The organism is Lapillicoccus jejuensis (assembly GCF_006715055.1).
In the GTDB taxonomy this organism is placed as follows: domain Bacteria; phylum Actinomycetota; class Actinomycetes; order Actinomycetales; family Dermatophilaceae; genus Lapillicoccus; species Lapillicoccus jejuensis.
Genome location: NZ_VFMN01000001.1, coordinates 3,255,069 through 3,268,605, shown reverse-complemented (window position 1 = coordinate 3,268,605; position 13,537 = coordinate 3,255,069). Strand labels below are relative to the sequence as shown.

At 74.3% G+C, this 13,537-nt stretch carries 12 protein-coding genes; 5 read left to right on the top strand and 7 right to left on the bottom strand.

The annotated features are described in order from the left end of the window. Positions 1-61: 61 nt before the first annotated feature. Positions 62-1,651: a methyl-accepting chemotaxis protein gene (locus FB458_RS15170; RefSeq protein WP_141849230.1), complete on the top strand. Its 1,590-nt coding sequence runs from the start codon at positions 62-64 to the stop codon at positions 1,649-1,651. Between the two features lie 24 nt (positions 1,652-1,675). Here the strand turns inward: FB458_RS15170 and FB458_RS15165 are convergent, their stop codons facing one another. The 3 genes from FB458_RS15165 to FB458_RS15155 all read right to left on the bottom strand — a co-directional run bounded on the left by FB458_RS15165 (position 1,676) and on the right by FB458_RS15155 (position 4,105). Then, positions 1,676-1,975: a hypothetical protein gene (locus tag FB458_RS15165; RefSeq protein WP_141849229.1), complete on the bottom strand. Its 300-nt coding sequence runs from the start codon at positions 1,973-1,975 to the stop codon at positions 1,676-1,678. Positions 1,976-2,150: 175 nt separating this feature from the next. Further along, positions 2,151-3,326, bottom strand: a complete 1,176-nt coding sequence (locus FB458_RS15160) for an HU family DNA-binding protein (protein ID WP_141849228.1) — start codon at positions 3,324-3,326, stop codon at positions 2,151-2,153. Between the two features lie 113 nt (positions 3,327-3,439). Then, complete coding sequence (locus FB458_RS15155; protein ID WP_141849227.1) at positions 3,440-4,105, bottom strand: DedA family protein; 666 nt, start codon at positions 4,103-4,105, stop codon at positions 3,440-3,442. Between the two features lie 101 nt (positions 4,106-4,206). Here FB458_RS15155 and FB458_RS21415 point away from each other — a divergent pair, with 101 nt between their 5' ends. After that, the gene (locus FB458_RS21415; protein WP_170185698.1) at positions 4,207-4,344 is read left to right on the top strand and encodes a hypothetical protein; all 138 of its coding nucleotides are present in this window, start codon (positions 4,207-4,209) and stop codon (positions 4,342-4,344) included. A gap of 76 nt (positions 4,345-4,420) precedes the next feature. On the opposite strand, the gene FB458_RS15150 is transcribed toward FB458_RS21415, so the two are convergent. Beyond that, the gene (locus FB458_RS15150) at positions 4,421-4,603 is read right to left on the bottom strand and encodes a hypothetical protein (RefSeq protein ID WP_141849226.1); all 183 of its coding nucleotides are present in this window, start codon (positions 4,601-4,603) and stop codon (positions 4,421-4,423) included. 205 nt (positions 4,604-4,808) lie between these two features. Then, a complete protein-coding gene (locus FB458_RS15145) occupies positions 4,809-5,357 on the bottom strand; it encodes a DUF1062 domain-containing protein (protein ID WP_141849225.1) in 549 nt (182 codons plus the stop codon). Between the two features lie 239 nt (positions 5,358-5,596). Here FB458_RS15145 and FB458_RS15140 point away from each other — a divergent pair, with 239 nt between their 5' ends. After that, a complete protein-coding gene (locus FB458_RS15140) occupies positions 5,597-7,669 on the top strand; it encodes a thioredoxin domain-containing protein (RefSeq protein WP_141849224.1) in 2,073 nt (690 codons plus the stop codon). A gap of 177 nt (positions 7,670-7,846) precedes the next feature. On the opposite strand, the gene FB458_RS15135 is transcribed toward FB458_RS15140, so the two are convergent. Beyond that, positions 7,847-8,464 (bottom strand): helix-turn-helix domain-containing protein, encoded by a 618-nt coding sequence (locus FB458_RS15135; RefSeq protein ID WP_141849223.1) that lies wholly within the window; start codon positions 8,462-8,464, stop codon positions 7,847-7,849. Positions 8,465-8,511: 47 nt separating this feature from the next. Here FB458_RS15135 and FB458_RS15130 point away from each other — a divergent pair, with 47 nt between their 5' ends. Together FB458_RS15130 and FB458_RS15125 are read left to right on the top strand one after the other, a co-directional pair. Then, positions 8,512-9,540: an NAD(P)/FAD-dependent oxidoreductase gene (locus FB458_RS15130; RefSeq protein ID WP_141849222.1), complete on the top strand. Its 1,029-nt coding sequence runs from the start codon at positions 8,512-8,514 to the stop codon at positions 9,538-9,540. A 117-nt stretch (positions 9,541-9,657) separates the two neighbouring features. After that, on the top strand, positions 9,658-10,728 hold the full coding sequence (locus tag FB458_RS15125) for a hypothetical protein (RefSeq protein WP_141849221.1): 1,071 nt from the start codon (positions 9,658-9,660) through the stop codon (positions 10,726-10,728). On the opposite strand, the gene FB458_RS15120 is transcribed toward FB458_RS15125, so the two are convergent. Then, entirely contained in the window at positions 10,635-13,214 is a 2,580-nt protein-coding gene (locus FB458_RS15120) for a hypothetical protein (protein WP_141849220.1), read from the bottom strand. The genes FB458_RS15125 and FB458_RS15120 overlap by 94 nt on opposite strands. Positions 13,215-13,537: the final 323 nt, after the last annotated feature.

The window sequence follows — 13,537 nt, the reverse complement described above, 5'->3', positions numbered from 1 at the left end:
GCCCGGCCGATAGGACCGATAGGACGGGACCACCGGGGTCGCGCCGGCGAAGGGAATGCTCATGACTCGGCTGCTCTGGCGGCTCCGCGTGGGAGCGCGCCTCGCCGTGGGGTTCGGACTGGTCCTCGGCCTCCTGGCCGTGGTGGCGTCCTTCGGTTACTCCGCGGCGAGCGGTGAGCGGTCGGCCGCGCAGGCCGCGCTGCGCGCGCAGCAGTCGGTCGAGGCGGTGGCGGCGGCGCGGTACGACGCCCGCTCGATCGCGCTGCAGGCGAACTCCGTCGCCTACGACTTCGCGTCGTCCTCCGACCCCGCCGACGACCTCTCCAGCCTCGCGGACGCAGCTTCGGCCTTCACCGCGCACACCCAGAAGATCGCCACCTTCCCGCTGACGGACGGCCAGCGGGGGAACCTCCAGACCGCGCAGGCCGCGGAAGCCGAGTACCTCGGTCAGGTCGCCGCCTTCGAGAAGGACTTCCGCGCCGGTACGGCGGCGTCGCTGGCCCGAGCCCGCGTCGGCGTCGCCGGGCTGCACTCGGGCAAGATCGCCGACCCGCTGGCCGCCCTCGCCGCCTCGCTGCAGGCCGATGCGCGCGCCACCATCCAGGCGGCCGAGTCCGACGCCGCCGCGACCCAGACCCGGCTCGTCGTCCTGGCCGTGGGCGCGCTCCTGGCCGCCCTCGCGCTCGGCTGGGTGATCTCGCGCAGCATCACCGGGCCGCTGCGCCGCACCGTCGACGTGCTCCAGTCCCTCGCCGCCGGGGACCTCACCCGACGGCTCCAGGTCGAGTCCCGCGACGAGGTCGGGCAGATGGCCGCCGCGCTCGACACCGCCCTGGACCGGGTCCGCGGCACCGTCGCGTCGGTCGCCGACAGCGCGACCGTGCTGCGGACCGCGGCCGAGGGGGTGACCGCCTCCGCGCGAGGGATCTCCGGGGCGGCGGCCGACAGCTCGGCCCAGTCGGACGCCGTGTCGACCTCTGCTGCCGAGGTCTCCACCAGCGTCACGACGGTCGCCGCGGGGGCGGAGCAGATGGGGGCCTCCATCCGGGAGATCGCCTCGAACGCCTCCGAGGCCGCACGGGTCGCTGCCGACGCCGTGGCCGCCGCACAGGGCACCACCGCCACCGTGACCCGCCTCGGCGTCAGCTCGGCCGAGATCGGGCAGGTCATCAAGGTGATCACCGGCATCGCCGAGCAGACCAACCTCCTCGCGCTCAACGCCACCATCGAGGCCGCCCGCGCGGGCGAGGCCGGCAAGGGCTTCGCCGTCGTCGCCAACGAGGTCAAGGACCTGGCCCAGGCGACCGCGAGGGCCACCGAGGACATCGCGCGGCGCGTGCAGACCATCCAGGCCGACACCCGCGAGGCCGTGACGGCCATCGACGAGATCACGACCGTCATCGACCACATCAACGACTACCAGGCCACCATCGCGTCGGCGGTGGAGGAGCAGAGCGCGACGACCACGGAGATGAGCCGGTCGGTGGCCGAGGCCGCAGACGGGGCCGAGCGGATCGCGTCGACCATCACCGCCGTCGCCTCCGCCGCGCAGGTCACGAGCGGCGCCGCGCAGGACGCCTCCACCGGGGCGGCCCAGGTCGCCGCCCTGGCCGAGCAGCTGCAGGCGTCGGTCTCGACGTTCCGCTACTGAGCCCCGTCCGGTCGCCTCCCGCGCTCAGAGGAAGCCCTGGTCGGCCACCCTCCACCCGGCGGCCGAGCGGGCGAAGCACAGGCTCCACGGTCGGGTCGCGGGGTTGAGCGAGTGCTCCGCGCTCTCGGTGTTCGTCATCGTGAACGAGACGCGCTGCAGGTCGCGGCCGGGCTGCTGCAGCAGGGTGGGGCCGGTGACGTTTCGGTACGACGTCATCGTCGGGTCCGTGCACCAGGCCGGCGTCGCCCCGGTGGTCAGGGCCTGAGTCGTCGTGCAGTCGTGGTGGACGGCGGCGTCGAGGTAGACGGCGGCCACGTCGCGCACCGAGGCGTCCGCCGGCGGGAGCGGACGCGCCGGTGTCCGCCCCCAGCCGAGCGTGGACCAGCCGCCCCCTACGACCACCACGGCCGCAGCGGTGGCGATCAGGGCTCCCCGTGCCACGCGTTTCGTCGCGGCATGGTGGCACGCGTCCGGCCGCGGATGGGCCCTTGCGCCGGGGTCAGAGATCGGTGCTCACGAGGAACACGTCGTCCGCCAAAGACTGGTCGTGGAAGCGGCCCAGCATCCCGGTGCCCTTCCGCATCAGCCCCACGGCCAGCCGGCGGGCCGCTGCGACGACCTGCGGATCCTGCAGCAGCGAGAACAGTCCCTCCAACCCGACGAAATAGACCGCATCGACCGCGGTGACCGTCCGATAGCGCTGACGGCGGCGCATGTGACCCTCCACGAGCGCGTCGCCGGGTGCCGTGTTGAGGAACCCGCCGATCGACCACGTACCGTCCTCTTCCCTGATCTCGACGAGAACGAGCGTCTCGACGTTGTTGACCGAGACGGTGACCAGACGCCGCTGCGAGGCAGATCGCTTGGTGCTCGGGAGGGCGGTCATGACCCAGAACCGTCGTTCGGTGTCCTGCGGAAGGGGGAGGACCTGGACGACGTACGAGAAAAGAGCCAGCCTGATGACGGGGTAGTCGTCACGAGCACTCAGGCTCAGGAAGCGTGCCTCGTCCTGGGGGCGCGAGGCCGCCAGGTCCACCCGTTCGGTCAGGTCCACCTCCCCCTCGCCGCCGACGAGCCACCGCTCCTGGGCCACGCGGTCAACGACGAGGTCGAGCGAGTTGTCCCCGGCCGGCAACCCGACGAGTGCGACGTTCAGGAGGCGATGCCCACGGGTCTCGAACCACTGGAGGGTGCGCACCTCTAGGTCGTCGAGCTGGTCGGGTGGGGCCGGAGCGAAGTCCAGTTCCACGATGTCCAGACCCGTCTCGCCCCAGTGCCGGACATGGGACGAGAAGCGTCCGAGGAGGTTGCGGGTCTGTCCCACGTAGACCGACCCCTCGTGGAAGTGCAGGACGTAGATGCCGCACCGCGACGCGGCCGGCGGCACCACCGCCGACAGGGATACGCCGGGAGTCACGGTGTATCGGGAGAACGGCAGAGGAGGCGGGTCCTCCGCGGCAGCGGCACGACGGAAGCGTGCCCCGGGTCGGAACCGGAGCCTCCTGACCCCGTCGCGCTCGACGGCGTCGAAGACTCCGAAGCCCGGCAGAGCAACACGTCCGCCAGCACCCACTTCAGCGGTGATCGCGCCGACGACGGCAGTGACCGCAGCCCTCGCTGCCGCTGGTGAGCCCATCTCTGCCGACAGCACGTCGGCCAGGTCGAGGTCGTCCACGGCACGACCCCATCGGCAGCGCCTCCCCCACGCAACTCGAGATGCAGCCGGTGGCCGGGCGCCCGTCCGATCAGCCTTACTGACGAGTGCTGAGCCGTGGCTCCGCTCTCGGGTCAGAGGGCGTCGTCGACGGCCTTGCGGTGGCGCCACCACTCGATGGCGACGGGGATGAGGGACAGGACGACGATGACGACGATGGCGGCGTCGAGGTTCTTGCCGATGGCGGGGAAGGCGTTGCCGAGGAAGTAGCCGAGCAAGGTCACCACCAGGACCCAGAGCAGCGCGCCGACCGCGGACCACTCGAAGAAGCGGCGGCGGCTCATCTGCGAGGCGCCGGCGACGAGGGTGACGTAGGTGCGCACGACGGGCACGAAGCGGCCGATGACGAGGGCCTTGTTGCCGTTGCGGTCGAAGAAGGCGCGGGACTGGTCGAAGTACCTGCGCTTGACGATGCGGCCGTCGCGTTCGTAGAGGCGGCGCCCGAGCAGCCGGCCGAGCTCGTAGCCGACGACGTTGCCCAGGAAGGCAGCTACCGCGAAGGCCGCGAGGGCGACCGGGAGCGAAGGCAGGTGCGGCTTGCCGGCGGCGATGAACAGGCCGACGGCGAAGAGCAGCGAGTCGCCGGGCAGGACCGGGAAGAGCAGCCCGCACTCGACGAAGACGATGACGAGCGCGATGACGACGAACGCGGCGCCGTACGTCTCGAAGAGCTGGTTCGGGTCCAACCAGCTGGGCCCGAGGGTGGGTGCGAGGGAGGGCGCGAGCAGTGGCGAGGTCACGGGTGGTCCTGTCGGGTCGGTGGTCGACGCACCAGTCCTAGGTGGTCGGCGCTGAGACCCGCCTGAGAGGGGCGCGGACCGCCGGGGCACGATAGGGCGGCATGAGAGCAGACGACCGCCCGGCCGAGGTTCGGGCCTTCGAGGCGGCCAGCAAGCTGAAGCTGGGCGCGTGGGAATCCGTCGAGTCCATCGCCATCCTCGTCCAGTCGTGCCCTAAGGCGCGCCGCGAGCTGGGCTGAAGACCCATCCGGCATGGCCCGGGACGTCGGCCCCCGCCGGAGCTCGAGGGCACGGCCGGGTGCGGCGGGAGGGCGCTCAGTCGGTCGCCGGCGACGCCCAGGGTCGGTCGGCGACGCTTCCCGAGCTCCGCCGCGTGACCGTCACGACGTCCGGGTCGTACTCGTCGTCCGGGTCGAGCGTTGCCTCGTACACCGCAGCCTCCAGGATACGGACGAGGGCCGCGGCCATCGCCGCGGGAACCACGACGAGGTAGGCCATCGCCGGGGTTTCCGCCCACGTCTGCCGCGTCGTTCGGTCATCGCGCGGAAGTCCCGTCCGAAACGTTCGCCGAGCGCCCGGGCGGTCGCCCAGGTCTGCGACCTCACTGGTCGGAGCTGCAACCACCGACTCACGGACGCCACCGTCGTGGTGACGCCGTACAGCGACGTCCTGGAACCGCCCGCCCGAGGCACGCACGAGCCCTTCAGTGCCTGAGCACGAAGTCGAAGTCGCCGGAGCGCTGTCCGCCCAGGCGGATCGTCGACGTCAGTCGTCCCTCGGCCACCATCCGCTCGACGTCGGCCCGCGACAGGCCCAGACCGTCGGCGATCAGCCGGACGGGGCGGACAGGGATCCGAGCCCGGAAGCGGACGAAGACGTCGATCGAGCCATCCCAGACGTCATCCGGATCACCGGTGTCGAGGCGCCACGCGTCGTCCCAGTCGAGAGCGATGCGGTTGCGCCGCCGCACGACGGGATCCAGGAGCAGCTCGGCCGCGAGGCCGGGGTCGTTGCGGTGGAGACGATCCAGCAGGTCGGGCCGCACCGAGCGGACGGTGGTCCGCTCGAACACGGTGAGCTTGGTGGTGTCCAAGCAGACGGTGCAGAGCGCCAGGAGCCAAGCATCGAGGCGCTTGTGGTGCGCGTTGACGCGGAACTTCCCGGTCGTGCGGAAGCGCTCGCCGGCGCACGCGTGGCAGCGCCGGACGATGGTGGGCAGGCAGGTGGGGACGACGACCCAGGTCGTGGGCACAGAAGGACACCGGTTTCCCGTGAGAGGTTCGACAGCGAGAGGAACGCGGCGCCGGGCGGCGTCGCGCTACGCATCAGCGCTCGGAGGTCTCACAGGAGGTGCACGGGGCGGGTCCTTCGACGGAGGTGAGGGGCGGGCCGCACCGTAACCCCGGGCAGAACAGCGCCTCCACGGGTTTTCCGCACGTGGTTGCGGACCCGTGACCGGTGACGGGCGCAGATCGTGGCAGTGTGCTGCAGGTGAACCGCCTCGCCGCCGCGACGTCGCCGTACCTCCTCCAGCACGCCGACAACCCGGTGGACTGGCACGAGTGGGGGGCCGAGGCCTTCGCCGAGGCGCGCGAGCGCGACGTCCCGCTGCTGATCTCCGTCGGCTACTCGGCGTGCCACTGGTGCCACGTCATGGCGCACCAGTCGTTCGAGGACGAGCAGGTCGCCGCGGTGGTCAACGCGACGACGGTGCCGGTCAAGGTCGACCGCGAGGAGCGGCCCGACGTCGACGCGGTCTACATGGCGGCGACCCAGGCGACGACCGGGCACGGCGGCTGGCCGATGACCGTCTTCGCGACCCCCGACGGCGAGCCCATCTTCTGCGGCACCTACTTCCCGAGAGACCATTTCCTGCAGGTGGTCACTGCCGTCGACGCCGCGTGGCGCGACCGCCGCGACGACGTGCTCGCGAGCAGCACCCGCCTGGCCGAGGCGATCCGTGGACACCTCACCCCGCCGACCGGCGTCGCCGTCGACGACGAGGCGCTCGCCGCCGCGGTCCTCGCCCTCGCGCGCACCGAGGACCGGGAGCACGGGGGCTTCGGCGGGGCACCGAAGTTCCCGCCGTCGATGGTGCTCGAGCAGCTGCTGCGCCACCACGCCCGCACCGGCGACCGCGCCGCCCTCGACCTCGCGGCCCGCACCGGCGAGGCGATGGCCCGCGGCGGGATCTACGACCAGCTCGCGGGCGGCTTCGCCCGCTACGCCGTCGACGCGCAGTGGGTCGTGCCCCACTTCGAGAAGATGCTCTACGACAACGCGCTGCTCATGCGCTTCTACGTCCACTGGTGGCGGGCCACCGGCGACGCCCTCGCCGGCCGGATCGCCGAGGAGACAGCGGATTTCGTCGTCCGCGACCTCGGGACGGCGCACGGCGGGTTCGCCTCCGCGCTCGACGCCGACACCGACGGCGTCGAGGGCCTGACCTACGCCTGGACCCCGGCCCAGCTCACCGAGGTCCTCGGCCCCGACGACGGCCCGTGGGTCGCCGACCTGCTCGACGTCACCGACGAGGGCACCTTCGAGCACGGCACCTCGACGCTCCGGCTGCGCACCGACCCGGACGGCGACGCCGCCGCCGGCCGCTGGGCCCGGGCCCGCGAGCGGCTGCTCGCCGCCCGCGCCGAGCGACCCCAGCCGGGTCGCGACGACAAGGTCGTCACCGCGTGGAACGGTCTCGCGATCGCGGGGCTCGCCGAGGTGGGCGTGCTGCTCGACCGCCGCGACCTGCTCGAGGCGGCGACCCGCTGCGCCGACCACCTCCTGGGAACGCACCTGGTCGACGACGGCGACGGCCCGCGGCTGCGGCGCTCGTCGCGCGACGGCGTCGTCGGCGCGGCCGCCGCGGTGGCCGACGACCACGGCGACCTCGCCGAGGGGCTGCTCACCCTCCACCAGGCGACCGGCGACCCGCGGTGGCTGCGGGCCGCCCGCGACCTCGTCGACACCGCGCTGGCCCGCTTCACCTCCCCCGAGGGCGCCGTCCACGACACCGCCGACGACGCCGAGGCGCTCTTCGCCCGCCCCCACTCGAGCAGCGACGGCGCCGAGCCCTCCGGCCAGTCGGCGCTGGCCGGCGCGGCCCTGACCCTCGGCGCCCTCACCGGCGATCCGTCGTACCTGCAGGCCGCCGACCGCGCGCTGCACGCTGCGGGCGCGGTGGCCACTCGCGAGCCGCGCTTCGCCGGCTGGGCCCTCGCCGTCGCCGAGGCGCGCGCGGCGGGCCCGGTCCAGGTCGCCGTCGTCACACCCGGCCCGGACGACGCCCGCGGTCGCGCGCTGCTCGAGACCGTCCGGGCGAGCCCCTCCCCCGGCCTCGTCCTGGCGTACGGCGCTCCGGACACCCCGGACGCGCCCCTGCTCGCCGGCCGACCGCTCGTGGACGGCGGGGCGGCGGCGTACGTGTGCCGGGGGTTCGTCTGCGACCGGCCGGTCACGACGCCCGAGGAGCTCGCCGCGGCGCTCGCCCCGCCTGCCGGGGCGCAGGTCGAGGAGGACGACCCGGAGGCGGACAGCCGGCGGGGCCGGTCACCCTCACCGTGACCGGCCCCGCACGTTGTAGGCGACGGTCGCGAGAGCCCCCACAGGCTCGGCGTCGCATCGCCTGACCAGTATGTCGGTCATGACCGTCGGTAGACAAGCCATTCGCAGTGTCAACTTTCCGATTTTCCGACGGCCATCGCGCCGAGAGACTCGATGACGACAAATCTTCCTGAGTCGTCACCGATTGACGTCGTCGGACGACGGATCGGCCTGGTCCGACACGGTTCCCGCACTGGTCCCCGGCAGGTGGGCGCGGGTGCCGTCGTGGTCGAAGATCGACAGCAGCTCGGCCGGCCCGTCCACCGGGGTGATGAGGTGCGGGACGAGGGTCGAGAACTCGGCCGCCTCCCCCGCCTGCACGGCGAGGACCCGCTCCCCCAGCTGCAGCCGCACCTCGCCGCTGAGCACCGTGAACCACTCCCGCCCCGGGTGCACGCCGGGTTCGTGCTTCGGCGACCCGGTCAGCCGCGTCTTGGCCACGGTCACACCGGGCGTGACCCCCGGCCGGGACAGCAGCCACACCACCGCCCCGGGCTGGTGGGTCGGCGTGGGCCGGATGACGACGTCCTCGTCGCCCACCGGCTCGACGAGGGCGTCGAGGGTCGTGCCGAGGGCGCGCGCGATGAGGACGAGCTGGTCGAGCGCGACGCGACGCCGGCCGGTCTCGATCCGGCTCAGCGTCGACGGGCTGAGGTGGCAGCGGGCCGCGAGCGCGTCGAGCGACCAGCCGCGCGCCGTCCGCAGCCCGCGCACACGGGCCCGGACCACGGCGTCGAGGTCGAGTTCTTGCGTCATGCGCAAGACTGTATGCCTTTGACGCACGACCCGCCTACCGTCGAGGCATGACGACGACCCCAGCTCCCACCCCCTCCGCCACCCCCTCCGCCACCCCCTCCGCCACCCCCTCCGCCACCCACGCGACGCCGTACGACGTCGTGGTGGTCGGTGGCTCCGTCGCCGGCCTCGCCGCGGCGGTCGCCCTGGCCCGTTCGCTGCGCTCGGTCCTCGTCGTCGACGCCGGCCACCCGCGCAACGCCCCCGCCGAGGGCGCGCACAACGTCCTCGGCCAGGAGGGCGTCGCCCCGGCCGAGCTGCTGGCGCGCGGGCGGGCCGAGGCGACGGCGTACGGCGTCACCGTGCTGCCCGGTCGCGCGACCGGCGCCACCCGCACCGAGGAGGGCTTCGCCGTCGAGGTGACCGGCGACGCCGGCCGGCGGTACGACGTCGCCGGCCGGCGGCTGCTGCTGGCCACCGGGCTGGTCGACGAGCTGCCGGACGTGCCGGGCCTGCGCGAGCACTGGGGCCGGGAGGTCGTGCACTGCCCGTTCTGCCACGGGTACGAGGTCCGCGGCGGGCGGATCGTCGTCCTCGGCACGAGCCCGATGGCGGTGCACCAGACGCTGATGTTCGCCGCGCTGAGCGACGACGTCACCCTCGTGCGCGACGGGATGCCGCAGCCGGAGCAGCAGGACCTGGCCCGGCTCGAGGCGCTCGGGGTGCGGCTCGTCGAGGGCCCCGCCGTCCGTCTCGATGAGCGCCCGGGCGACGGTCTCGACCTCGTGCTCGCGAGCGGCGAGCGGCTCCCCGCCGACGCGGTGCCGGTGCAGTCGCGGGTGGTGGCCCGCTCGGAGCTGTTCGCGCAGCTGGGTGGCGAGCTGGTCGACCACCCGAGCGGGATGGCGCGGCACGTCGCGACCGAGCTCGGCGGGCGGACATCGGTGCCGGGCGTGTTCGCCGCGGGCAGCCTGGCCGAGCCGATGGCGATCGTCGTCGCGTCGATGGCCTCCGGCGTCGCGGTCGGCGGCGCGGTCCACCTCGACCTGCTCCTCGCCGACGCCGACGCGCGCGCGGCGGGCAGCGGACCCCGCTGACGCTTCGACGTCAACCCCGTTGCGCCACAACGGCCGCGTCGCACGGGCGCTACGGCAAGGCCCTCGGACCCTATCGCGGGTGCGACAGTGCAGCCCTCACCACCGAGGGAGGCCACCATGACGCACCGACGACCACGGGCCGCGGCGATCGTCCTCGCCGTGCTCCTGCCGCTCGCCCTGGCGGGCTGCACGGTGATCGACGGGTCGTCGGGCGACGCCACCCCGTACGCCTCGCCGGCGCGCGTCATCCCGCTCGAGCCCGACGCGACCGCCGTCGACCCGACGGATCCCCTGCCGGCCCCCACGCCGTCGACGTCCTCGCCGACGCCCAGCGACGCGTCGACGCTCCCGCCCGCGGTCACGCTCGCCACGGGGCCCACCGCGGCCTTCGTCACGCCCACCGGCGACATCACGTGCGTCATGACCCGTGGCTCCGGGCCGAGCGCCACGGTCCGCTGCGACGTCCGCGACGCCACGTACGACGCCCCGGGGCGTCCGTCGGACTGCCACGGCGACTGGGGTCCCACCGTCGAGCTGGGCGAGAGCGCCGGATTCGTCTGCGTCTTCGACAGCATCAACGGGCTGGCCGCCTTCCCGCAGCGACGGCCGCCGTCGTGGATGCTCGGCCCGTACGACGCCGTCGTGACGGCCGACGGCACCCAGCAGGCCGTCCTCGGCGACGGGCACAGCCTGGCCATGGGCACGGTGCGCTGCACCAGCGAGGGGTCGGGAGTCCGCTGCCTCGACACCGCCACCGGCGCCGCCGTCGTCCTCTCGCGCAGCGCCGCCACCTTCACCCAGGCCACGCGGTCGGCCCCTGGGTCCAACGCCGCCAGGTTGCCGGGCGGTTTCGTGGGCTCTCGGGTCGGCATCGGCGGCACGATGGACGTGCTCGCCGACGGAGAGATCTCCGTGAGATACCGCACCGAGTGGTGCGACAACGCGAGGCCGCCCTGCGACGAGGTCTACTCGGACATCATCGCGCCCGGCGCGTCCATCGTCCTGCAGGCCACGCGTGGCTCCGGTGGCACGACACCTCCTCGCCTCGAGGCGGTCGTGGTGACCAGCAACGAGCAGGACTTCCCTCCTGGCACTCAGGTCGAGCTCGCCCTCGACACCGCCACCGGCACCGTCTCCACTCCGTTCGGGCCGTACTGCCCAGCATCGGGGAAGGAGTGCCAAGGCTGACCACCAGGCGGCGGTGACGTCACCGGCCACGCCCGCCGCGGGAGGTCGCCGACCGCGAGCGCCCGGACGGCCGCCTGGAACAGCCCCGACGGGTCGTCGGTGAAACCGGAGTGGGCGCGCGGGGCGCCGTACGTCGTCATGCCGGCCGGCCGCGCGAACGTCGGGTCGGGCGCGTGCCACTCGTACGGCGCCGGCCCCACCCGCACCCCGTCGACCGGGCCACGCACCCCACAGGGCAGCACGCACGGCGGTCCGTCGCTGACCTGGCCGCCGAGGTAGTCGGTCCAGCGCCACAGGTTGACCCACCGCACCCGCTCCCCGTCGGAGCGCTCCTCGGCGAGCGCGTCGGCGACCCGGTCGAGCACGCGCGGCCCGAAGTACACGGGGAACCACCGCCCGTAGAGCCGGCGCACCACGCAGCCGAAGGTCAGCAGCCGCAGCCCCTCCAGCCGGTCCGGGTGCCGGTCGGCGTCGAGGAGGGTGTGCAGGTGCAGCACGGTGGCGGCGGCGATGACCGACCCCTGGCTGTGCCCGGCGAGGACGACCTGCGGGCGGTCGCCGACGAGCCGGCCCTGCTCGTCGCTGAGCAGCCACGACACCCGCGTGGCGAGGTCGGGCAGGGTCCGTTCGGCGTAGCAGGGGGCGGCGAGCGGGTGGGCGGTGCGCGGCCAGAACGAGGCGACGTCCCACAGGATCCCGAGCTTGCGCCGGGTCGCGGGCACCCGGAACGCGAGCGCGCCCAGCCCGATGAGCAGCACGAGGGTGCGCACGGCCAGCCAGCCGCCCCAGGCCTGCAGCGCGCTGACGCTCGTCCCGCCGGGCAGCGCGGGGTCCGCGACGACGAGCCCGGCCGCGACGACGGTGACGAGCAGCCCGCCGGTGGCGAGGGCGCCGACGAGGGCCGGCGCGTGGTCGACGAGACCGCCGACGACGATCGCGCGACGCACCTGCCGCAGCCGCACCGGGTCGAGCGGCGCGTCGGGCGTCTCCGGGTAGTCGTCGGCGAGGGCCGCGGCCGCGCGTCGTCCCGGTTCGGCCGCCCAGCGCCCGCGCGCCACCCCGCTGACGACGGCCGCGGCGACGACGACCCCGACCAGACCGAGGACGACGACGAGCGCGAGCCCGAGCAGGAAGGCGACGGCGCCGACCGCGACGGCCGGCGGTACGGCGCCCGATCCGGCCACGTGCTGCAGCGATCCCACCGACGCGGTCCACGACCCCGTCGCGACGTACGACGCCCCGTAGAGGTACAGCCCGCCGGCGAAGGCCCCGCCGACGAAGGTCGCCAGCGTCGCGGCCACCGGCGCGGCGAGCCCGGCGCACGCGGGGGCCTGCGGCGCCATCCGCCCCGCTCCCCCGCGCGGGCCCCACCCGGCGAGCCGTCCCGTGACCGCCGAGACCCACAGCAGCGCCAGCCCGGCGAGCACCCCGACGAGGACGGCGACGGTCAGCCAGCGGAACGCGGCGTCGCCCGCCGGCCCCCACGCGGCGTCGAGCTGCGCCGGCCCCGCCTCGAGCACCCGCACCACCCCGCCACCGAGCGCGCCGGCCACGAGCACCCACGGTGCGCGCAGCGACGCCCGCGCGACCCCCGGCCGGACGGCGTGCTCGGCCCCGGCGGGCAGCAGCGCGCGGGCGGTGGCCTGGGCGACGACGGTGGCCGGCACCGCCACCCAGGGTGAACTCCACAGCAGCGTCGCGGCGACGAGCGCGAGCCCGGTCTGGACGTGGACGGCGCGCAGGCGGGTCACCTCGACCGCGTTGAACCACATGTCGTGCGTGTCGAGGTGCCGCTCGTAGCCGGCGGTCCGCGGCGCGCACGGCACCCGGTCGCCCTGCGGGGTGACGACCCGGGCGCGGACGACCTCGTAGTGGTCGAAGGTGCGCCGGCTGACCAGCCACAGCCCGAGGACGTGGACGAGCGGGACGACGGCGCCGAGGGCGAGCAGCGTCCCGGGCGCGGCCGTGGCGAGCGGGCCGGTCAGCCGCTCCGGGTGGGCGGTGAGGGCGACGCCGACCCCGACGCTCGTGACGACGTACAGGCCGGTGAGGGCGAGCGCGAGCAGCCGCGCGCCCCACCAGTGCAGCCGCACCAGCCCGGGCCGGCCGTGGTCGGTGCGGGCCCGGGCGGCGACGTTGACGAGGGTGAAGGGCAGGAGGTAGAGCCACAGCGCCCGGCTCGGGGCCCCCGACGTCAGCCCGCCCCAGCAGTACGCCTCGAGCCGCGGCCCCGGCCCGGCGGCCACCCGCCGACCGGTGCCCTCCTCCAGCACCGCGGGCCGGTCGTCGCGGTCCTCGGCCGCGAGCCGCGGCCGGTGGAACCCCGCCGTCGCGTCCCCGCCCACCTGCACGACGAGCGGCCGGTCAAGCAGCTCCTCGGGCGGCGTCCCCGACACCCCGTGGATGCGCAGCTCCACCGTCCGGTCGCAGGCGCCGTACGTCGCCCCGCCGGCCCGTCCCTCGTCCGTCGCCTCGATGACCTCCATGGGGACAGGAGCGTCGAGGGCCGGACCACGTACGGCACGGAGCCCGTCAGTTTCTCCATCGTCCGATGGGGTGGGCGGCGGAACGTTCGCAGTCGACACTGCTTGCAATCCAAGTCAAAGCGCTCTTACACTCGTCGAGCAGCACAGGGAGCAGCACGCAGCAGCATGTCGTCTCCGGGCCGTCCTCAACGTCGCGGGCGGCCATCCGCACCACCAGCACGACCCGTTCCACCGGTCACGGTGAGCGGTCCTGGACCGCCCACCGCCCCATCCACGACCGAGAGGTCGTTCCCCCGAGGGACCCGTCGACGGACGGTCCCTCG

Coding starts and splice junctions, on each gene's coding strand:
- FB458_RS15170 (WP_141849230.1), top strand. CDS start 62: ATGACTCGGCTGCTCTGGCGGCTCCGCGTGGGAGCGCGCCTCGCCGTG.
- FB458_RS21415 (WP_170185698.1), top strand. CDS start 4,207: ATGAGAGCAGACGACCGCCCGGCCGAGGTTCGGGCCTTCGAGGCGGCC.
- FB458_RS15150 (WP_141849226.1), bottom strand. CDS start 4,603: ATGGCCTACCTCGTCGTGGTTCCCGCGGCGATGGCCGCGGCCCTCGTC.
- FB458_RS15135 (WP_141849223.1), bottom strand. CDS start 8,464: ATGACGCAAGAACTCGACCTCGACGCCGTGGTCCGGGCCCGTGTGCGC.
- FB458_RS15130 (WP_141849222.1), top strand. CDS start 8,512: ATGACGACGACCCCAGCTCCCACCCCCTCCGCCACCCCCTCCGCCACC.
- FB458_RS15125 (WP_141849221.1), top strand. CDS start 9,658: ATGACGCACCGACGACCACGGGCCGCGGCGATCGTCCTCGCCGTGCTC.
- FB458_RS15120 (WP_141849220.1), bottom strand. CDS start 13,214: ATGGAGGTCATCGAGGCGACGGACGAGGGACGGGCCGGCGGGGCGACG.